This is a genomic window from Bradyrhizobium sp. CCGUVB23 (assembly GCF_024199885.1).
Taxonomy (GTDB): Bacteria; Pseudomonadota; Alphaproteobacteria; order Rhizobiales; family Xanthobacteraceae; genus Bradyrhizobium.
Map to the genome: position 1 here is coordinate 3,665,120 of NZ_JANADQ010000001.1, position 18,784 is coordinate 3,683,903.

An 18,784-nucleotide genomic window follows, 5' to 3' on the forward strand; every position below is an offset into this window, starting at 1 on the left:
GATTTTCGACCGACACAGGGAAGTGCCGGGCTCGTTAAAATCGGCGCTTTGCTAACATAGCAGGCGCGCAGGTGCAACATGACGCCAAATTAAAGGCTGCGGCTCTCCGTCCCTGCTGCGGTCATGGGCACTGCGGGCCACGCGGCACCGCACCACTATTCCGGCACCACCCAAAAAGCGTCGACAGGTCGGCCCGACAGGAATTCGTTCCTGCTTTCAGCGCATAGCGGCCATGAACACAGCTCGCAGAGACGTGAGCCCGACCACCGCCGCTTCACTTGGTCAATTACTTATCAAATTCTCAACGCGCCGGCCGATGACTTGGTTTTACAGTATTAGCAAGTATTCGTTCGGTTAAAGAATCGTTAACGGCAGAGATAACAAAACATCCGACAAATATCGGATTGGATAACAAGATGTCTCAGTCGGACACATGACGAAATTACTGCCCAATTCATGCCGCATTGCAGCGTGAAACGCGCACTTGCTCACAAACCGATGGGGGCTCCACTAGCCACACATGTGGCAATACTAGCGTAGGGACAAATAAATGTTGTCATTGAAGACATTGGGGTTTGCAACCCGGCCGCGGACGGCGATCGCTTTCGTCGCTGCCACTCTCGTTATCGGTGGAACTGCCACCGAAGCTTCCGCCAAATCCCGGCATCACCATTACCGGCATCATCATCATCACGAGGCCAGCACCAGCGACACGTCGATTGCGGGTTCCTGGATGAACGCCAACGCCTCCGTGACGCCCTCCTCGGGTTCCGGCCACAGCTTCTCCGGCATGGCCTCCTATTACGGCAATGAGTCCGGCAGCCGCACGGCGTCGGGCGCACGCTTCAACCAGAACGCCATGACCGCGGCGCATCGTTCGCTGCCGTTCGGCACCAAGCTGCGCGTGACCCATGGCGGCCAGAGCGTCATCGTCACCATCAATGATCGTGGCCCGTTCGTTCGCGGCCGTGTCCTCGACCTCTCCACCGGCGCTGCCCGCGCCATCGGCCTGACCGGCGCCGGCGTCGGCCGCGTGACCGCCGAGGTCGTCTCCTGACGCGTCGTTCGACGCGCATCTCATAACGAGCCCGGCAGTTTCATCGTCCGCAACGGACCTTGTGAGATTTGCTGCGCTCGAAACAAGCCCGCCGTCTTGGGGGACGGCGGGCTTTTTCGTGCTCTCGTCATTGCGAGGAGCGCAGCGACGAAGCAATCCAGACTGCCCCTCGCGGAGGGAGTCTGGATTGCTTCGCCTCGCTCGCAATGACGTGGATAGACTTGTCGCGCTCTCTACAAAAAGCTCTGCGGATCGACGTCGGTCTCGAGCTTGAGATTGCCCTTCGGCTTCGGCGCCACGGCGAGCCAGTTGCGCAAATAGTCCGAGAGATCGAAGCCGCGCGCGGACTTCACCAGGATGCGGAAACGATAACGGCCCTTGATCACGGCGAGCGGCGCTTCCGCCGGTCCGAGCACCTTCACGCGCTCGTCGCGCGGCGCCACCGCAACGAGCCGGCGCGCAAATCCTTCCGCACTCGGGCGATCGCCGGCGGAAATAATGAGGCCCGCAAGCCGCCCGAACGGCGGATAGAGCGTGCGCTCACGCAGATCGATCTCGCTGTTGTAGAAGGCTTCGCGATCGCAGGCGATCAGCGCCTTCATCACGGGATGCTCGGGCTGATGGGTCTGGAGATAGCCGACACCGCGGCCCTGCTCGCGGCCGGCCCGGCCGATCACCTGGTTGAGCAGCTGCCAGGTGCGCTCGGCAGCGCGCGGATCGCCGTTGCTGAGGCCGAGGTCCGCATCGACCACACCGACCAGATTGAGCCGCGGAAAATTGTGACCCTTGGCGACGAGCTGCGTGCCGATGATGACATCGACGCGGCCCTCGGCAATGTCATTCAACTCCGAGCGCATCGTCTCGATCGAGGTGATGAGATCGCTCGACAGCACCATGGCGCGGGCTTGCGGAAACAGCGCGGCCGCCTCCTCCTGCAAACGCTCGACGCCGGGCCCGACCGCGACCAGCGATTCCTCCGCCGAGCAATGCGGGCAGACGTTCGGCCGCGGCATCGAGAAACCACAGTGATGGCAGACCAGCCGCTGGCGGAACCTGTGATCGACCAACCAGGCATCGCAGATGGTGCAGGCGAAGCGATGGCCGCAGGCGCGACACAATGTCAGCGGCGCGTAGCCGCGGCGATTGAGGAACAACAGCGCCTGCTCGCGCCGCTCGATCGCGGTCCGGATTTCGCCCGCAAGTCGCGGCGAGATGAAGCGGCCGCGCGCCGGCTGCTCGCGGCGCAGGTCGATCGCCTCGATATGCGGCATGTGCTGGCCGCCGAAGCGCGAGGGCAGCGCGATGCGCTGATAGCGCCCCTTGCGCGCATTGACCTCTGATTCGACCGACGGCGTCGCAGAGGCTAGCACGATCGGAATTTTTGCGATATGCGCCCGCACCACCGCCATGTCGCGGGCGTGATAATGCACGCCGTCATCCTGCTTGTAGGCCTGGTCGTGCTCTTCATCGACGACGATGAGGCCGAGATCGGCGTAGGGCAGAAACAGCGCCGAGCGGGCGCCGACCACGACCGGCGCGCTCCCTTCCGAGATCGCCGCCCAGTTGCGCGCGCGGGTGCGCGGGGTGAGCTCCGAATGCCATTCCAGCGGCCGCACGCCAAAACGTTGCGCGAAGCGGTCGAGGAACTGGCCGGTGAGCGCGATCTCCGGCATCAGGATCAGCGACTGCTTGCCGCGGCGGATGGTCTCGGCGACCACCTCGAAATAAACCTCGGTCTTGCCCGAGCCGGTGACGCCGTCGAGCAGGGCGACATGAAAGGTGCCGTTGGCCGCAAGCGCGCGCATCGCATCGACCGCAGTGCGTTGCAGATGCGTGAATTCCGGCTGGCCGTAGGCGGGGTCGGGCGCCGGCGGTGGTGGCGGCGGCGGCAACGGCTCGACCGTCAACGTGCCTTCGTCGACGAGGCCATCGATCACCCCGGCTGAGACGCCCGCCTCCTTCACGACATCGGACTTGCCGTGCAGCAGGCGATCCGACAGCACCTCGATCACCCGCCGCCGCGCCGGCGTCAGCCGCCTTGGCGGATCGCCGACCAGCCGCACGCCGGCGCGCATCCGCTCGGGCCCGAGGTTCTCGCCCATGCGCAGGCACATGCGCAAAACCATGCCGCGCGGGCCGAGCGTGTAGTTGGCGACCCAGTCGACCAGCGCGCGCAGCTCGCCCTTCAGCGGCGGGACGTCGAGTTTCTCGCTGACGTCCTTTAGACGGTTGTGCAGGCGAGGATCCGGATTGGCGTTCTCTGCCCACACCACCGCCAGCACCTCGCGCGGGCCGAGCGGCACACTGAGGAGATCGCCCGCCTTCAATTCCATGCCGCGCGGCACGCGGTAGGAATAGGTCTGGTCGAGCGCGACCGGCACCAGCACGTCGACCATGCGGGTCGAAATGGCGGGGGCAGTGTGGCTGCGCGACGAATGATCCATGAATAGTCTTGGACGGAGAATCGGAACCCGGGGCCTCAAGGCTACCCGCGCGCGGCGGCCTTAGCGAACGATAAACGAGTGTGATGCGATATACTGTGCGGAATCACCACGTCCAGAGCGCATGAGCAAAGCGGCCGCCCCACCAATCGAGCTCGCCAGCGCCGATCCGTCGATCGCGCAGGAGATGATGCGCTGGCTGTCGCATCTCGGCGCCGAGCGGCGGCTGTCGCCGAAGACGCTGGAAGCCTATGCCCGCGACCTCAGGCAGTGCCTGGATTTCCTCTGCACCCATTGGGGCGAGCGCGTGACGCTCAAGCGCTTCGCCGCGCTCGAGGCCAGCGACATCAGAGCCTTCATGGCGATGCGCCGCGCCGACGACGTCGCCGGCCGCTCCTTGATGCGCGCACTTGCGGGCCTGCGCTCGTTCGGCCGCTTCCTTGAGCGCGAGGGCAAGGGCAAGGTCGGCGCGCTCTCTGCCATTCGCGCCCCAAAGGTGGCCAAGAGCCTGCCAAAGCCGCTGCCGATGGCATCCGCCAAGCGCCTCGCCGACGCCGACGAGCGCGCCGGCGAAGAGCGCGAGACCTGGATCCTGGTGCGCGACGCCGCCGTGATGGCCCTGCTCTACGGCTCGGGCCTGCGCATCTCGGAAGCCTTGGGACTAAAGCGGCGCGACGTGCCGCGCCCCGGTGAAGGCGACGTGCTCGTCGTCACCGGCAAGGGCAACAAGACGCGCATGGTGCCGGTGCTGCAAAACGTGCTGGCACTGGTCGCCGAATATGTCGCGATGTGCCCGCATCCGTTGCTGGCCGAAGGCCCGGTCTTCGTCGGCGCGCGCGGCGGTCCCTTGAGCCCGCGCATCATCCAGCTCGCGATGGAGCGGCTGCGCGGCGCACTTGGCCTGCCCGACAGCGCCACGCCGCACGCGCTGCGGCATTCCTTTGCCACGCATCTTCTGTCGCGCGGCGGCGACCTGCGCGCGATCCAGGAATTGCTCGGCCATTCCTCGCTGTCGACCACGCAGGTCTATACCGGCATCGATTCCGAACGGCTGCTCGAAGTCTACGCCAGCGCGCATCCGCGACGCTGACACACTGACGTCACAACTTGCTTGCCTCTTGCGCGGCGCCCGCGGTTCGGTCAATCGTGGGGAACCGAGGCAGGAGGGATATTATGAGCGCACACGAAAGCATGGAGCACGCGGAGCATGCCGAGCACGCATCCGGCGAGAACAAGAAGATCGCCCTTCTGATCGCGGTGCTGGCGCTGTTCCTTGCGATCTCGGAGACGCTCGGCAAGGGTGCGCAGACCGAGGCGATCAGCAAGAACGTCGAGGCCGCCAATCTCTGGGCGTTCTTCCAGGCCAAGAGCGTCCGCCGCACCGTGGTGCAGACCGCAGCCGAGCAGGGCAAGCTCACGCTGGGCTCGGCCGCCGACGACGCCATCAAGGCGGCCATCCAGAAGCAGATCGAGGACTGGCAGAAGACCGCGGCGCGTTATCGTTCCGAGCCGGAGACCGGCGAGGGCACCGAACAGCTCGCCGAAAAAGCAAAACATGCCGAGCACGAGCGCGACGAGGCGACCGCAAAATACCATCACTTCGAGCTGGCCTCGGCCGCCTTCCAGATCGGCATCGTGCTGGCTTCGGCCACCATCATCACCGGCATCATTGCGCTCGCCTATGTCGGCGGCCTCCTGACGCTCGCCGGCATGGTGATGACCGCACTTGGCCTGTGGTGGCCGCATCTGCTGCATCTGCACGGGTAGCGCGCGGCTTGCCTGCCTCTCGCCCCCAACGTCATTGCGAGGAGCGGAGCGACGAAGCAATCCAGATTCTTTCCGCGGAGACGGTCTGGATAGCTTCGCTGCGCTCGCAATGACGGGATGGTGGTGTAAGCGCGCGGATTCGAAGGGCTCGTAGCCGGATGAGCGAAGCGATATCCGGGAAGCCGCAACGACAAGCCCCGGATATCGCTTCGCTCATCCGGGCTACGCAACGTTCATTGCTGGAAAACGATCAGCGTGCCTCGTGCACGCTCTTGCGGAAGCGCTGGATCAGACGGAGTGCCCGGGAGGACCATCCCTCGCCATTGCCGGTAAGGGCATTCTTGATGCGCAGCTTGATCGGCTCGACCAGCGCCGTCGATTTGGCGCGGATCATCATCACGAAATCATACAGCCGCTCGAACCACGCCATCTCCAGCAGCTTGTCGCGCGTCACGTCGAACACGAAGGCGGTGACGCCGACGCCGAGCAGTTTGGCGAACAGGATCGTGAACACCGCGCTCATCCAGTATTCGTGGGTGAGCAGCCAGAGCCCGACCAGCTTGAGCGGAAACAGCGGGATGATCGGCACGACGAAGACGATCAGCGTCATCGCCGGCGACAGCGCATCGACGCGTTCGGTCAGCCATTGCTTGAACTGCGCGAGCGGGATCGCGGCAACGACACGCGCCACGATCGGCTCGAGATGGTCCCACAGCCAGGCTTCGATCAAAAAGATGATCGCCAGCAGGACCCAGACCGGTTGAAGAAGGCGGCGCAGCATGTGTTTCCCGCCCGATTCGGCTCGGCGCGTCGCCTACATATGGATGGCCCGCTTGCCGACTGCAAGCGCGGCCTCCTTGACGGCCTCCGAGCGGGTCGGATGCGCATGGCAGGTGCGGGCGAGATCTTCCGCGCTGCCCCCAAACTCCATCAGCACACACGCCTCGTGGATCATTTCGCCGGCTTCACGGCCGACAATGTGCACGCCAAGCACGCGATCGGTCTTCGCATCTGCGAGAATTTTCACAAAGCCATCAGTGGTCTGGTTGACCTTGGAGCGGCCGTTGGCGGTAAAGGGAAACTTCCCGACGGTGTAGGCCACGCCCGCCTGCTTCAGCTCTTCCTCGGTCTTGCCGACGGAGGACACTTCCGGCGTGGTATACACCACACCTGGGATCACGTCGTAGTTCACGTGACCGGCCTGGCCGGCGAGGATTTCCGCCACGGCGACGCCCTCGTCTTCGGCCTTGTGCGCGAGCATCGGGCCAGCGACGACATCGCCGATGGCATAGACGCCCTTCAGGGTGGTCGCGAAGTGGGCATCGATCTGCACACGGCCGCGATTGTCCAGCGCAACGCCGGCCTCCTTCAGCCCGAGACCATCGGTGTAGGGCACGCGGCCGATGCAGACCAGCACGACGTCAGCCTCGATGGTCTCAGCCGCACCGCCGGCGGCCGGCTCGATCTTTGCGAGCAGTGCCTTGCCGTTCGATTCGACACCGGTGACCTTCGAGCCCAGCTTGAACGCGAATCCCTGCTTTTCCAGGATGCGTTGAAATTGCCGTGCGACTTCGCCGTCCATGCCCGGCAGGATGCGATCGAGGAATTCGACGACCATGACCTCGGACCCGAGCCTGCGCCACACCGAGCCAAGCTCAAGCCCGATCACGCCCGCACCGATGACCAGCAACCTGCCCGGCGCCTTTTCCAGCGAGAGCGCGCCGGTCGACGACACGATGCGCTTCTCGTCGATCTCGATGCCCTTCAGCCGTGCGATGTCCGAGCCGGTGGCGATCACGATGTTCTTGGTCTCGATGACTTGCGACTTGCCGTCCGCGGAGACCTCGACCTTGCCGGTGCCCAGAATCTTGCCGCTGCCCTTGAGCACGTCGATCTTGTTCTTCTTCATCAGGAACTCGACGCCCTTGACGTTGCCGTCGATGCCCTGCTGCTTGAAGTTCATCATCGCGGGCAGATCGAGTTTCGGCGCCGAGACCGAGACGCCCATCTTGGCGAAGGAGTGCGCGGCTTCCTCGAACATTTCGGAGGCGTGCAGCAGCGCCTTCGAGGGCATGCAGCCGACATTGAGGCAGGTGCCGCCGAGGCTGGCGTTCTTTTCCACCACGGCGACTTTCATGCCGAGCTGGCTTGCGCGCACCGCGCAGACATAACCGCCCGGTCCGGTGCCGATGACGACGAGATCGTAGGTAGCCATGAGAGAAAGTCCCGTAGGTTTAGCGTGAAAGGATGTGTCAGCGTCCGCCGGACACATCGAGAATGGCTGAGGTAACGTAGGAGGCATCGTCCGACATCAGCCAGACGATGGCATTGGCGATTTCCTCGGCGGTGCCGACGCGCTTCATCGGCACCAAATGGGCCAGACGATGGGCGCGATCGGGCTCGCCGCCGGCGGCGTGGATTTCGGTGTCGATCAGGCCCGGGCGGATGCCCGCGACGCGAATGCCTTCGCCGGCGACCTCGTAGCCGAGGCCGATGGTAAAGGAATCGATCGCGCCCTTGGAGGCGGCATAGTCGACATAGGTGTCGGGCGAGCCGAGCTTGGCGGCGACGGACGACAGATTGACGATCACGCCGCCCTTGCCGCCATGCTTGGTCGACATCCGCTTCACCGCCTCGCGTGCGCAGAGGATGGAGCCGGTGACGTTGACCGCCATGACGCGCTGGATGCGCTCGGCCGACATCTCGTCGACGCGCACGCCGCTCTTGCCGACAATGCCGCCATTGTTGACGAGCGCGCCGAGGGTGCCGAACTCGTCGGCCGCTTTGAACAGCGCGAGGATATCGCTTTCCTCGGCGACGTCGCACTTCACCGCGATGGCCTTGCCGTTCCTGGCTTCGATCGCGGCGACGACCTCGTCGGCGGCCTTCTTGTTGCTGGCATAGCCCACGACCACGCGAAAACCGCGCGCCGCCGCTGCGAGCGCGGTGGCGCGGCCGATGCCGCGGCTGCCGCCGGTGATGATCGCAACCTTGTCCGTCATGCTCGCCTCCATCCTTGCGCGCACGCCGTCGCCCGTGCAGGCGACGGCGCTTTCAAGACTTTGGGTATCAGAGGTCCAGGACCAGCCGCGCCGGATCTTCCAGGCTCTCCTTGACACGGACCAGGAACGTCACGGCTTCCTTGCCGTCGATCACGCGGTGATCGTAGGACAGCGCCAGATACATCATCGGGCGGACCTCGACCTTGCCGCCGATCACCATCGGCCGCTCCTGGATCTTGTGCATGCCGAGGATGCCGGACTGTGGCGCGTTCAGGATCGGCGTCGACATCAGCGAGCCATAGATGCCGCCATTGGTGATGGTGAAGGTGCCGCCCTGCATCTCCTCGATCGTGAGCTGGCCGTCGCGCGCACGGCGGCCGAAATCGGCGATGCCCTTCTCGATGTCGGCGATCGACTTCTGATCGCAGTCGCGGACGACGGGCACGACAAGTCCCTTGTCGGTGCCGACGGCGACGCCGATGTGGTAGTAGTTCTTGTAGATCAGGTCGGTGCCGTCGATCTCGGCGTTGACCGCCGGGATGTCCTTCAGCGCCTGCACGACCGCCTTGGTGAAGAAGCCCATGAAGCCGAGCTTGGAGCCGTGCTTCTTCTCGAACACGTCCTTGTAGTGCGCGCGCAGCGCCATGACGTTGGTCATGTCGACCTCGTTGAAGGTCGTCAGCATCGCAGCCGTGTTCTGTACATCCTTGAGACGCCGCGCGATGGTCTGGCGCAGGCGGGTCATCTTGACGCGCTCCTCGCGCGCGGCATCGTCGGCCGGCGAGGGGCTGCGCACCTGCACGGCCGCGGCCGGCTGGTTGACCGGGGTCGGCGCGGAGGCGGCGCGCTCGATCGCGGCGAGCATGTCGCCCTTGGTGACGCGGCCGTCCTTGCCGGAGCCCGGAACGGTCGAGGCATCGATGCCGGTCTCGGCCGAGAGCTTTCGCACCGACGGGGCGAGCGGCGCATCGGCGGGCGCCGCCTTGGGCGCGGCGGGTGCAGGAGCCGAAGCCGGCGCGGCGGCAGGCCTGGCGGGAGCGGCAGCCGGCTTGGCGGCGCCGGCGCCATCCGTGATCTGTCCGAGCAGCGCGCCGACTGCAACCGTCGCACCGTCAGCGGCGATGATCTCGCTGAGCGTGCCGGCCGAGGGCGCCGGCACTTCGATGGTGACCTTGTCGGTCTCGAGCTCCACCAAGGGCTCGTCGACGGCGACGGGATCGCCGGCCTTCTTGAACCAGCGGCCGATGGTGGCCTCGGTGACGGATTCGCCGAGCGTCGGCACACGAATTTCAGTCATGGTCTTTTCCCTAAAAGATCGCTTGTGCGGTCATGAATTCGGTTGTCATCGCCAGCGTAAACAAACGATCCAGCCTGCCGCGACGCTCGCACGTACGGACGACGCGGCGGACTGGATGCCCCGCTTGAAGCGGGGCATGACGCAGTTCAAAAAATCTAGCTCAGAGCCTCGTCCAGGAACGCCTTGAGCTGCGCCTGGTGCTTGGACATCAGGCCGGTCGCGGTTGCGGCGGAGGCGGCGCGGCCGACATAACGCGGACGCCGGCTTACGCCGTTCACCTGGTTGAGCACCCATTCGAGATAGGGCTCGATGAAGTGCCACGCACCCATGTTGCGCGGCTCCTCCTGGCACCAGATCACCTCGGCCTTCTTGAAGCGCGCGAGCTCCGCGACCAGCGCTTTCAGCGGCACCGGATAGAGCTGCTCGACGCGCATCAGGTAGATGTCGTCGATGCCGCGCTTCTCGCGCTCCTCGTAGAGGTCGTAATAGACCTTGCCCGAGCACAGCACGATGCGGCGGATCTTCTCGTCCGGCACCAGCTTGGTGGCCTCGCTCGGCAGCATCTGGGCGTCATCATAGAGGATGCGGTGGAACGTCGTGCCCTTGGCGAGCTCGTCGAGCCGCGACACCGCACGCTTGTGCCGTAGCAGCGACTTCGGCGTCATCAGGATCAGCGGCTTGCGGATCTCGCGATGGAGCTGGCGGCGCAGCACGTGGAAGTAGTTCGCCGGCGTGGTCGGATAGACCACCTGCATGTTGTCTTCGGCGCACATCTGCAAGTAGCGCTCGAGGCGTGCCGAGGAGTGCTCCGGTCCCTGTCCCTCGTAGCCATGCGGCAACAGGCAGACGAGGCCGGACATGCGCAGCCATTTGCGCTCGCCCGAGGAGATGAACTGGTCGAACAGCACCTGCGCGCCGTTGGCGAAGTCGCCGAACTGTGCCTCCCACAGCGCCAGCGCATTCGGCTCGGCCAGCGAGTAGCCGTATTCGAAGCCGAGCACCGCCTCTTCCGAGAGCAGCGAGTTGATGACCTCGTAGTGTCCCTGCTCAACGCCGAGATGGTTGAACGGCGTGTAGCGGCTCTCGTCTTCCTGGTCGATCAGCACCGAATGGCGCTGCGAGAAGGTGCCGCGCTCGCAGTCCTGGCCGGACAGGCGGACATAACGACCTTCCTCCAGCAGCGAGCAGAACGCCAGCGCCTCGCCGGTCGCCCAGTCGATGCCGACGCCGTTGTCGATCGCCTTGGCGCGGTTGTCGAGGAAGCGCTGGATGGTGCGGTGAACGCGGAAACCGTCGGGCACCTTGGTGATCTTGCGGCCGATGTCCTTGAGGATGGAGGTATCGACGCCGGTGACGCCGCGGCGGGCGTCCTCTTCCTGGTCGGCGATCTTGAAGCCGGCCCATTTGCCGTCGAGCCAGTCGGCCTTGTTCGGCTTGTAGCTGGTGCCGGCCTCGAACTCGGCATCGAGCCGCGCGCGCCAGTCGGCCTTCAGCTTGTCGACCTCGCCTTCGGTGACCACGCCCTCGGCGATCAGGCGCTTGGCGTAGAGCGTCAGCGCCGACGGATGTGCCGCGATGCGCTTGTACATCACCGGTTGGGTGAATGCCGGCTCGTCGCCCTCATTGTGGCCGTAGCGGCGATAGCACCACATGTCGATGACGACCGGCTTGTGGAACTTCTGCCGGAACTCGATCGCGACCTTGGCGGCGAACACCACGGCCTCCGGATCGTCGCCGTTGACGTGGAAGATCGGCGCGTCGATCATCTTCGCCACATCAGACGGATAGGGCGAGGAGCGCGAATAGCGCGGATAGGTGGTGAAGCCGATCTGGTTGTTGACGATGAAATGCAGCGAGCCGCCGGTGCGGTAGCCCTTCAGGTCGGAAAGGCTGAAGCATTCCGCGACCACGCCCTGGCCGGCGAAGGCGGCGTCGCCATGCATCAGGAGCGGCAGCACCGAGATGCGCATGTCCGGTGGGTCGCCATGCTGGTCCTGCTTGGCGCGGACCTTGCCGAGCACCACCGGATCGACGATCTCCAGATGCGAGGGGTTCGCGGTCAGCGACAGATGGATGCGGTTGCTGTCGAACTCGCGATCCGACGAGGCGCCGAGGTGATATTTGACGTCGCCCGAGCCTTCGACCGCGTCGGGGTTGGCCGAGCCACCCTTGAATTCGTGGAACAGCGCGCGGTGCGCCTTGCCCATCACCTGGGTCAGCACGTTGAGGCGGCCGCGATGCGGCATGCCCACGACGATTTCCTTCACGCCGAGATTGCCGCCGCGCTTGATGATTTGCTCCAGCGCGGGGATCAGCGATTCACCGCCGTCGAGGCCGAAGCGCTTGGTGCCGGTGAACTTGGTGTCGCAGAATTTTTCGAAGCCCTCGGCTTCGACCAGCTTCGTCAGGATGGCACGGCGGCCTTCCGGGGTGAAGGAGATCTCCTTGTCCGGACCTTCGATGCGCTCCTGGATCCAGGCCTTCTGCGCCGCGTTGCTGATGTGCATGAACTCGACGCCGAGCGTCTGGCAGTAGGTGCGCTCGCAGATCGCCACGATCTCGCGCAGGTTGCCGTATTCGAGGCCGAGCACGTGATCGAGGAAGATCTTGCGGTCGAAGTCGGCCTCGCTGAAGCCGTAGGTGCGGGGGTCGAGCTCCTCGCGGTTGCGCGGCGCCTCGATGCCGAGCGGATCGAGCTTGGCGTGGAAATGGCCGCGCATGCGGTAGGCGCGGATCAGCATCAGGGCGCGCACCGAATCGCGGGTGGCCTGGAGCACGTCGGCGGAGGAGAGATCGGCGCCCTTGGCCTGCGCCTTGGCGGCGATCTTGGTGCCGACCGCCTTCTCGACCTGGGCCCAGTTGCCGTCGAGCGCCGAGGTGAGCTCGTCCTGGGGCGTGACCGGCCAGTTGTCCCGGGCCCAGGACGGCCCTTCCGCGTTCTTGCGGACGTCGGCCGGCTGGTCCTTCAGGCTCTGGAAGAACTCCTGCCACTCGGCGTCAACCGAGGAGGGGTCTTTCTCGTAGCGGGCGTAGATTTCGTCGATGTAGGTGGCGTTGGTGCCCTGCAAAAAGGATGAGAGGGCAAAGGCTGCGTTCGCGTCCTGGCGAGACATTCTTGATTTCCCAGCGATTTCGGTTCGCGCAAATGAAAACGGCGCTGACCCCGATCCTCCGGCAGCGGATCGGCGTATCAGGCACCGTTTACCCTATCTGTTGCGAACTTTCGCCCGGAAAAGCACCAAGAACTGAATTAAGCTTTCAACTTTTCGGCAAGGGTATGTCCGAGCCGTGCGGGCGACGGAGAGACGACAATACCGGCCGATTTCATCGCTTCGGTCTTGGAACCGGCGTCGCCCTTGCCGCCCGAGATGATCGCGCCGGCATGACCCATGCGGCGGCCTGGAGGTGCGGTGACACCGGCGATGAAACCGACCATCGGCTTCTTGCGACCGCGCTTGGCCTCGTCCTTGAGGAACTGGGCGGCGTCCTCCTCGGCGGAACCGCCGATCTCCCCGATCATGATGATCGACTCGGTCTTGGGGTCGGCCAGCAGCATCTCCAGGACGTCGATGAACTCGGTTCCCTTGACCGGGTCGCCGCCGATGCCGACCGCGGTGGTCTGGCCGAGCCCTTCCTGGGAGGTCTGGAACACGGCTTCATAGGTCAGGGTGCCGGAGCGGGAGACGATGCCGACGCTGCCGGTCTTGAAGATGTTGGCGGGCATGATGCCGATCTTGCACTCGCCGGCGGTCATGACGCCCGGGCAGTTCGGCCCGATCAGGCGCGACTTGGAGCCGGCCAGGGAGCGCTTGACGCGGACCATGTCGATGACCGGAATGCCCTCGGTGATGCAGACGATCAGCGGAACTTCGGCATCGATCGCTTCGCAGATCGCGTCCGCCGCGCCCGGGGGCGGCACGTAGATCACCGACGCGTCGGCGCCGGTCTTCTCACGCGCCTCGCGCACGGTGTCGAACACCGGCAGGCCCAGATGCGTCGCGCCGCCTTTGCCCGGCGAGGTGCCGCCGACCATCTTGGTGCCGTAGGCAATCGCGGCCTCGGAATGGAACGTGCCGTTCTTGCCGGTAAAGCCCTGGCAGATGACCTTGGTGTTCTTGTCAATCAGGATGGACATGAGGTCTGCTTTCGCGAACTAACTTTAGTGGATGCGACGATAGACGCCGGTGAGCACGTCGGCCCAGCCTTCCGCGTCCGGCGAGAACTGGATCTTCAACGAATAGGAATTGTCGTCGATGATCTCGTAGATGTGGCGCGCATTGCCGCGCAGCGAGCCACGCACCAGCGTCAGGGTCTTGCCGACCCAGCCGCCGGAGGCGGGCGAGGGCGGCGTGTAGCCGAGCGAGTCGTACCAGAACAATTTGTAGGTCCGGTCGTCGCGGTCGTACGTGAAGATGCCGTGGGTGGCGAAGATCTCCTTGCCGTCGCGCATCTGGACCACGTCCTGGATCAGATAGAAGCCGTTGAGATCCATGCGCGCCACCGTGCGTGAAGTCGCCGGCCCGCCGGGATTCCAGCGCGACGGGTAGACCATCTCCTCGCCATTCCATTCACCGGCGAACGCGGCGAGACGCGCGTGCTCCAGCAGCGGAGATGATTGAGCGAGATGGTCCTGGGGCATGGCCTAGCCTCCCTTGACGGCCTTCACGATCTTCTGCGCGGCGTCATCGAGATTATCGGCCGGCACGACGTTCAGGCCTGATTCACGGATGATCTTCTTGCCGAGCTCGACATTAGTGCCTTCGAGGCGGACCACCAGCGGGACGCTGAGGCCGACTTCGCGCACTGCAGCCGTGACACCCTCGGCGATCACGTCACACTTCATGATACCACCGAAGATGTTGACCAGAATGCCCTTCACGTTCGGGTCGGCGGTGATGATCTTGAAAGCGGCGGCGACCTTTTCCTTGCTGGCGCTGCCGCCGACGTCGAGGAAGTTGGCCGGCGCCATGCCGTAGAGCTTGATGATGTCCATGGTCGCCATGGCAAGGCCGGCGCCGTTGACCATGCAGCCGATATTGCCGTCGAGCGTGACGTAGTTGAGATCGTATTTCGAGGCCTCGATCTCCTTGGCGTCCTCTTCGGTCTCGTCGCGCAGCGCCACCACTTCGGGATGACGGAACAGCGCGTTGTCGTCGAAGGAGACCTTGGCGTCGAGCACGCGGAGCTGGCCCTGCTTGGTCACGACCAGCGGGTTGATCTCCAGCATCGACATGTCCTTGGCGACGAAGGCGGCAAAGAGCTGCGCGGTGAGCTTTTCGGCCTGCTTGGCGAGATCGCCGGACAGGTTCAGCGCCTTGGCGACGGTGCGGCCGTGATGGCCCATGATGCCGGTCGCCGGATCAACCGAGAAGGTGACGATCTTCTCGGGCGTGTTGTGCGCGACGTCCTCGATGTTGACGCCGCCTTCGGTCGACACCACGAACGACACGCGCGAGGTCTCGCGGTCGACCAGGATCGAGAGATAGAACTCCTTGTCGATGTCGGAGCCGTCCTCGATGTAGAGGCGGTTGACCTGCTTGCCGGCAGGTCCCGTCTGCACGGTCACGAGCGTGGCGCCGAGCATCTGCTTGGCGAATTCGGCAACTTCAGTGGCCGACTTGGCGATGCGGACGCCGCCCTTGTCGCCGGCACTGGCTTCCTTGAACTTGCCCTTGCCGCGGCCGCCGGCATGGATCTGGCTCTTCACCACCCAGACCGGGCCCGGGAGAGCCTTTGCCGCCGCTTCCGCGTCGGCCGCCTTCAGGACCGGAACGCCCTTGGAGATCGGCACGCCGAACTCATTCAAAAGCGCCTTGGCCTGGTACTCATGGATATTCATCTGGTCGCTCCCTGAACCCGCGCGTGGTGACCTCGGGGGTTCACCTCTAATTTCGGTCTGGCATACCATATACCAGAACAACTGCAACCCGGAATCTTTTGGAATCTGGACTGCCGGCCCCGGAAACCCGCCCGACCGGGGTCCCGGACATGAAAGCGCCGAGGATCGGGTCCGATCCTCGGCGAGATTTTTTCCCGATCAGCGGCCCAGAAGGTCGGGCGCGATCTTCTTGCAGGCGTCGACCAGGCCGGACACCGCGCCGACCGACTTGTCGAAAGCCTCGCGGTCCTTGCCGGCGAGCTCGATCTCGACCACGCGCTCGACGCCCTTCGAGCCGATAACGACGGGCACGCCGACATACATGTCCTTCACGCCGTATTCGCCGTTCAGGTACGCAGCGCAAGGCAGCACGCGCTTCTTGTCCTTCAGATAGCTCTCGGCCATCGCGATCGCGGACGCCGCCGGCGCATAGAAGGCCGAGCCGGTCTTCAGCAGGTTGACGATCTCGGCGCCGCCGTTGCGGGTGCGGTCGACGATCTCGTCGAGGCGCGCCTGCGAGGTCCAGCCCATCTTGACGAGGTCGGGCAGCGGGATGCCGGCGACGGTGGAGTACTTCACCAGCGGCACCATGGTGTCGCCGTGGCCGCCGAGCACGAAGGCGGTGACGTCCTCGACCGAGACGTTGAACTCATCGGCCAGGAAGTAGCGGAAGCGCGCCGAATCCAGCACGCCGGCCATGCCGACGACCTTCTTGTGCGGCAGGCCGCTCGCCTTCTGCAGCGCCCAGACCATCGCGTCGAGCGGGTTGGTGATGCAGATGACGAAGGCGTCGGGGGCGTATTTCTTGATGCCGGCACCGACCTGCTCCATGACCTTGAGGTTGATGGAGAGGAGGTCGTCGCGGCTCATGCCGGGTTTGCGCGGCACGCCGGCGGTGACGATGCAGACCTTGGCGTTGTCGAGCGCCTCGTAGGAGTTCGCGCCGGAATAGCGCGCGTCAAAACCGTCGACCGGCGAGGACTGCGCGATGTCGAGCGCCTTGCCCTGCGGCACGCCCTCGGCGATGTCGAACATCACCACGTCGCCGAGTTCTTTCAGGCCGATGAGATGAGCCAACGTTCCGCCGATCTGACCGGAGCCAATCAAAGCAATCTTGTCGCGCGCCATGTGAACCTGTCCTTTAGACACGTAAGGAGGGGAAAACTGAGACGGGTGGTTATCCCTTTCGCTTCCCCCGTTCAAGTCGCCCAATGCCCAATTGTCGGGCTTGCCGAGAATTGGGGCGCGTAACGATAACGCTGTCATTCCGGGGCGCCGGCGCCATTGCGCGGGCAAACCCGGAATCTCGAAGTTGTGGCGCAGGATTTTCGGGTTCGCACTGACGCGCGTCCCGGAAATGACGGTGTTGGGAGATAGGACTTAAGTCTCCACCAGGCCCTTGGTGGAGCCACTGGCGGTGGAATCCTTGCGGCCGTGCGGCTGCGCCAGGTAGGATTCCGAGCTCATCTCGATCAGGCGCGAGGACGTGCGCTTGAACTCGTTGGCCTCGTTGCCTTCGTTCGCCAGGTACAGCGACACCGGATTGGCTTCGGCCGAAGCCATCAGCTTCACAGCATTGTCATAGAGTGTGTCGATCAGCGTGATGAAGCGCTTGGCGGCGTTACGCTCAGCGAACTCCATCACTGGAATATGGTCGACCAGGATGGTGTGATAGTCGTGCGCGAGCCGCAAGTAGTCGGATGCGCCGAGCGGCTTCTCGCAGAGATCTGCGAACGAGAACCGCGCCACGCCGTGCGCCGAGCACGGCACGTGCAGGATGCGGCCCTTGATCGAAATATCGCGCGACTTGCATTTGGCGTGGCCGGTCATCTTCGCCCAAGCGCGATCGAGCGCGGCATCGGCGTCGGCATCGGCCGGCACCAGCCACATCTTCACGCCCTGAAGTTTCTCCAGCCGGAAATCGGTGCGCGCATCGAGCCGCAGCACGTCCATGTGATCGTTGATCTGCGCGATGAAGGGAAGGAACAGCGCGCGATTGAGTCCGCCCTTGTAGAGATCGTCGGGCGCGACGTTCGACGTCGCCACCACCACCGTGCCGAGTTCGAACAGTTTCGCGAACAGGCGGCCCAGGATCATCGCATCCGCGATGTCGGTGACGTGGAATTCGTCGAAGCAGAGCAGCCAGCCTTCATCGAAGATCGCGTTCGCCGTCAGCGCGATGACATCGCCGTCGGCGATTTCGCCGCGCGCGATGTTCTGGCGATAGCCGTAGATACGTTCGTGCACCTCGGCCATGAATTCATGGAAATGCGCGCGCTGCTTGTGCGCGACGGAAGAGTGCTGAAAGAACAGGTCCATCAGCATGGTCTTGCCGCGCCCGACCTCGCCGTGGATGTAGAGCCCGCGCGGCGCATCGTCCTTGTCGCCGCCACCGAACAATCGGCCGAGCAGCCCCTGCTTGCGCTGCGGCTTGTAGCTCGCAAGCCGCTGGTCCAGCGCCGCATAGGCCTCCGCGACCTCGGCCTGGGCCGCATCCGGCTCGATCGCGCCGGACGAGACCAGCGCCTGGTATTCGCTTCGGAACGATGAATTGGGGGTGGAGAGCATGGCCCCCTTACCGCCAGAGACCGGCCGAAAATGCAAGCCGAGAATTAGGGAAAGGGGTATGCGGATTTCGTGTCCCGGACGCGCTGCAGCGCGCAAGCGCTGCGCTGCGTCCGAGGCCCGAGAACCAACCTACGCACAGAGATCGTAGGAATCCTCGACGACGTAGGGTCCGCCACCGGTGGATGCGCGCGAGGAGAACAGGACAAAACGTTCGGCCGTGAACACCTTGCTCGGGAAGTAACCGCGCAGCGAGAGATAATCGGCGACGTCCTGGTCCGAGGCATCGTGCAGCCGCGCCAGCGTGACATGCGGAATGAACTTGCGCCCTTCCGGATCGAGGCCGATGCGCTGCATCATCCGCTCGAGCTCGGCCTGCAATTCGATCAAGGGCCGGCTCGGCTCGATGGCGGCGACGACTGCGCGCGGCTTGCGGCCGCCGAAGCTCGTGAGCCCCTGCACCTTCACCTCGAACGGTTTGCGGTTGACGCGAAACAGCAGCGAGGCGATCTCGTTGGCGGAAGCGCCGTCGATATCGCCGATGAAGCGCAAGGTGACGTGATAATTTTCGGGATCGATCCAGCGGGCGCCGGGAAGGCCGCCCCGCAAGTTGGAAAGTGTCTGACCGACCTCGGCCGGAATTTCCAGACCAGTAAACAAGCGTGGCATCGTTGAGCACTCCCGATGCTTGGACATGCGCCTTGAAAAGGCCCATGTCCAAATTAGAGCCGGCGACGAATCACCGGTAACCTGATTCCTATCGCAGTTATGTGACTC

The 18,784-nt window shown here is 64.4% G+C and carries 15 protein-coding genes; 3 read left to right on the forward strand and 12 right to left on the reverse strand.

Annotated elements, in window-relative coordinates; translation table 11 throughout:
• Positions 1 to 550 precede the first annotated feature (550 nt).
• On the forward strand, positions 551 to 1,057 hold the full coding sequence (locus tag NLN62_RS16695) for a septal ring lytic transglycosylase RlpA family protein (RefSeq protein ID WP_254109474.1): 507 nt from the start codon (positions 551 to 553) through the stop codon (positions 1,055 to 1,057).
• A 233-nt stretch (positions 1,058 to 1,290) separates the two neighbouring features.
• Here the strand turns inward: NLN62_RS16695 and NLN62_RS16700 are convergent, their stop codons facing one another.
• Positions 1,291 to 3,501: a primosomal protein N' gene (locus NLN62_RS16700; RefSeq protein WP_254109476.1), complete on the reverse strand. Its 2,211-nt coding sequence runs from the start codon at positions 3,499 to 3,501 to the stop codon at positions 1,291 to 1,293.
• Positions 3,502 to 3,622: 121 nt separating this feature from the next.
• On the opposite strand from NLN62_RS16700, the gene NLN62_RS16705 reads away from it, so the two are divergent.
• A complete protein-coding gene (locus NLN62_RS16705; protein ID WP_027523555.1) occupies positions 3,623 to 4,588 on the forward strand; it encodes a tyrosine recombinase XerC in 966 nt (321 codons plus the stop codon).
• Positions 4,589 to 4,671: 83 nt separating this feature from the next.
• The gene (locus NLN62_RS16710; RefSeq protein WP_027523554.1) at positions 4,672 to 5,265 is read left to right on the forward strand and encodes a DUF4337 domain-containing protein; all 594 of its coding nucleotides are present in this window, start codon (positions 4,672 to 4,674) and stop codon (positions 5,263 to 5,265) included.
• A 250-nt stretch (positions 5,266 to 5,515) separates the two neighbouring features.
• Here the strand turns inward: NLN62_RS16710 and NLN62_RS16715 are convergent, their stop codons facing one another.
• The 11 genes from NLN62_RS16715 to thpR form a co-directional block, all read right to left on the reverse strand.
• Positions 5,516 to 6,046 (reverse strand): hypothetical protein, encoded by a 531-nt coding sequence (locus NLN62_RS16715; protein WP_027523553.1) that lies wholly within the window; start codon positions 6,044 to 6,046, stop codon positions 5,516 to 5,518.
• A 33-nt stretch (positions 6,047 to 6,079) separates the two neighbouring features.
• Positions 6,080 to 7,480 carry a dihydrolipoyl dehydrogenase gene (lpdA, locus tag NLN62_RS16720; protein ID WP_254109478.1) on the reverse strand — a complete coding sequence of 467 codons (1,401 nt, stop codon included), beginning with the start codon at positions 7,478 to 7,480 and terminating at the stop codon, positions 6,080 to 6,082.
• A gap of 37 nt (positions 7,481 to 7,517) precedes the next feature.
• Positions 7,518 to 8,267: an SDR family oxidoreductase gene (locus NLN62_RS16725; RefSeq protein ID WP_254109480.1), complete on the reverse strand. Its 750-nt coding sequence runs from the start codon at positions 8,265 to 8,267 to the stop codon at positions 7,518 to 7,520.
• 67 nt (positions 8,268 to 8,334) lie between these two features.
• Positions 8,335 to 9,564: a 2-oxoglutarate dehydrogenase complex dihydrolipoyllysine-residue succinyltransferase gene (gene odhB, locus NLN62_RS16730; protein WP_254109482.1), complete on the reverse strand. Its 1,230-nt coding sequence runs from the start codon at positions 9,562 to 9,564 to the stop codon at positions 8,335 to 8,337.
• A gap of 155 nt (positions 9,565 to 9,719) precedes the next feature.
• Entirely contained in the window at positions 9,720 to 12,677 is a 2,958-nt protein-coding gene (locus tag NLN62_RS16735; RefSeq protein ID WP_027523549.1) for a 2-oxoglutarate dehydrogenase E1 component, read from the reverse strand.
• Positions 12,678 to 12,814: 137 nt separating this feature from the next.
• Positions 12,815 to 13,699, reverse strand: coding sequence for a succinate--CoA ligase subunit alpha (gene sucD / locus NLN62_RS16740; protein WP_027523548.1), 885 nt, complete (start codon positions 13,697 to 13,699; stop codon positions 12,815 to 12,817).
• A 24-nt stretch (positions 13,700 to 13,723) separates the two neighbouring features.
• Positions 13,724 to 14,203: a DUF1579 family protein gene (locus NLN62_RS16745; protein WP_027523547.1), complete on the reverse strand. Its 480-nt coding sequence runs from the start codon at positions 14,201 to 14,203 to the stop codon at positions 13,724 to 13,726.
• 3 nt (positions 14,204 to 14,206) lie between these two features.
• Complete coding sequence (gene sucC / locus NLN62_RS16750; RefSeq protein ID WP_254101860.1) at positions 14,207 to 15,403, reverse strand: ADP-forming succinate--CoA ligase subunit beta; 1,197 nt, start codon at positions 15,401 to 15,403, stop codon at positions 14,207 to 14,209.
• Positions 15,404 to 15,601: 198 nt separating this feature from the next.
• On the reverse strand, positions 15,602 to 16,570 hold the full coding sequence (gene mdh, locus NLN62_RS16755) for a malate dehydrogenase (protein WP_254109485.1): 969 nt from the start codon (positions 16,568 to 16,570) through the stop codon (positions 15,602 to 15,604).
• Positions 16,571 to 16,822: 252 nt separating this feature from the next.
• Positions 16,823 to 18,010: a cell division protein ZapE gene (gene zapE, locus NLN62_RS16760; RefSeq protein ID WP_027523544.1), complete on the reverse strand. Its 1,188-nt coding sequence runs from the start codon at positions 18,008 to 18,010 to the stop codon at positions 16,823 to 16,825.
• A gap of 129 nt (positions 18,011 to 18,139) precedes the next feature.
• Positions 18,140 to 18,676 carry an RNA 2',3'-cyclic phosphodiesterase gene (gene thpR / locus NLN62_RS16765; RefSeq protein ID WP_027523543.1) on the reverse strand — a complete coding sequence of 179 codons (537 nt, stop codon included), beginning with the start codon at positions 18,674 to 18,676 and terminating at the stop codon, positions 18,140 to 18,142.
• Positions 18,677 to 18,784: the final 108 nt, after the last annotated feature.

Coding starts and splice junctions, on each gene's coding strand:
- NLN62_RS16695 (WP_254109474.1), top strand. CDS start 551: ATGTTGTCATTGAAGACATTGGGGTTTGCAACCCGGCCGCGGACGGCG.
- NLN62_RS16700 (WP_254109476.1), bottom strand. CDS start 3,501: ATGGATCATTCGTCGCGCAGCCACACTGCCCCCGCCATTTCGACCCGC.
- NLN62_RS16705 (WP_027523555.1), top strand. CDS start 3,623: ATGAGCAAAGCGGCCGCCCCACCAATCGAGCTCGCCAGCGCCGATCCG.
- NLN62_RS16710 (WP_027523554.1), top strand. CDS start 4,672: ATGAGCGCACACGAAAGCATGGAGCACGCGGAGCATGCCGAGCACGCA.
- NLN62_RS16715 (WP_027523553.1), bottom strand. CDS start 6,046: ATGCTGCGCCGCCTTCTTCAACCGGTCTGGGTCCTGCTGGCGATCATC.
- lpdA (WP_254109478.1), bottom strand. CDS start 7,480: ATGGCTACCTACGATCTCGTCGTCATCGGCACCGGACCGGGCGGTTAT.
- NLN62_RS16725 (WP_254109480.1), bottom strand. CDS start 8,267: ATGACGGACAAGGTTGCGATCATCACCGGCGGCAGCCGCGGCATCGGC.
- odhB (WP_254109482.1), bottom strand. CDS start 9,564: ATGACTGAAATTCGTGTGCCGACGCTCGGCGAATCCGTCACCGAGGCC.
- NLN62_RS16735 (WP_027523549.1), bottom strand. CDS start 12,677: ATGTCTCGCCAGGACGCGAACGCAGCCTTTGCCCTCTCATCCTTTTTG.
- sucD (WP_027523548.1), bottom strand. CDS start 13,699: ATGTCCATCCTGATTGACAAGAACACCAAGGTCATCTGCCAGGGCTTT.
- NLN62_RS16745 (WP_027523547.1), bottom strand. CDS start 14,203: ATGCCCCAGGACCATCTCGCTCAATCATCTCCGCTGCTGGAGCACGCG.
- sucC (WP_254101860.1), bottom strand. CDS start 15,403: ATGAATATCCATGAGTACCAGGCCAAGGCGCTTTTGAATGAGTTCGGC.
- mdh (WP_254109485.1), bottom strand. CDS start 16,570: ATGGCGCGCGACAAGATTGCTTTGATTGGCTCCGGTCAGATCGGCGGA.
- zapE (WP_027523544.1), bottom strand. CDS start 18,010: ATGCTCTCCACCCCCAATTCATCGTTCCGAAGCGAATACCAGGCGCTG.
- thpR (WP_027523543.1), bottom strand. CDS start 18,676: ATGCCACGCTTGTTTACTGGTCTGGAAATTCCGGCCGAGGTCGGTCAG.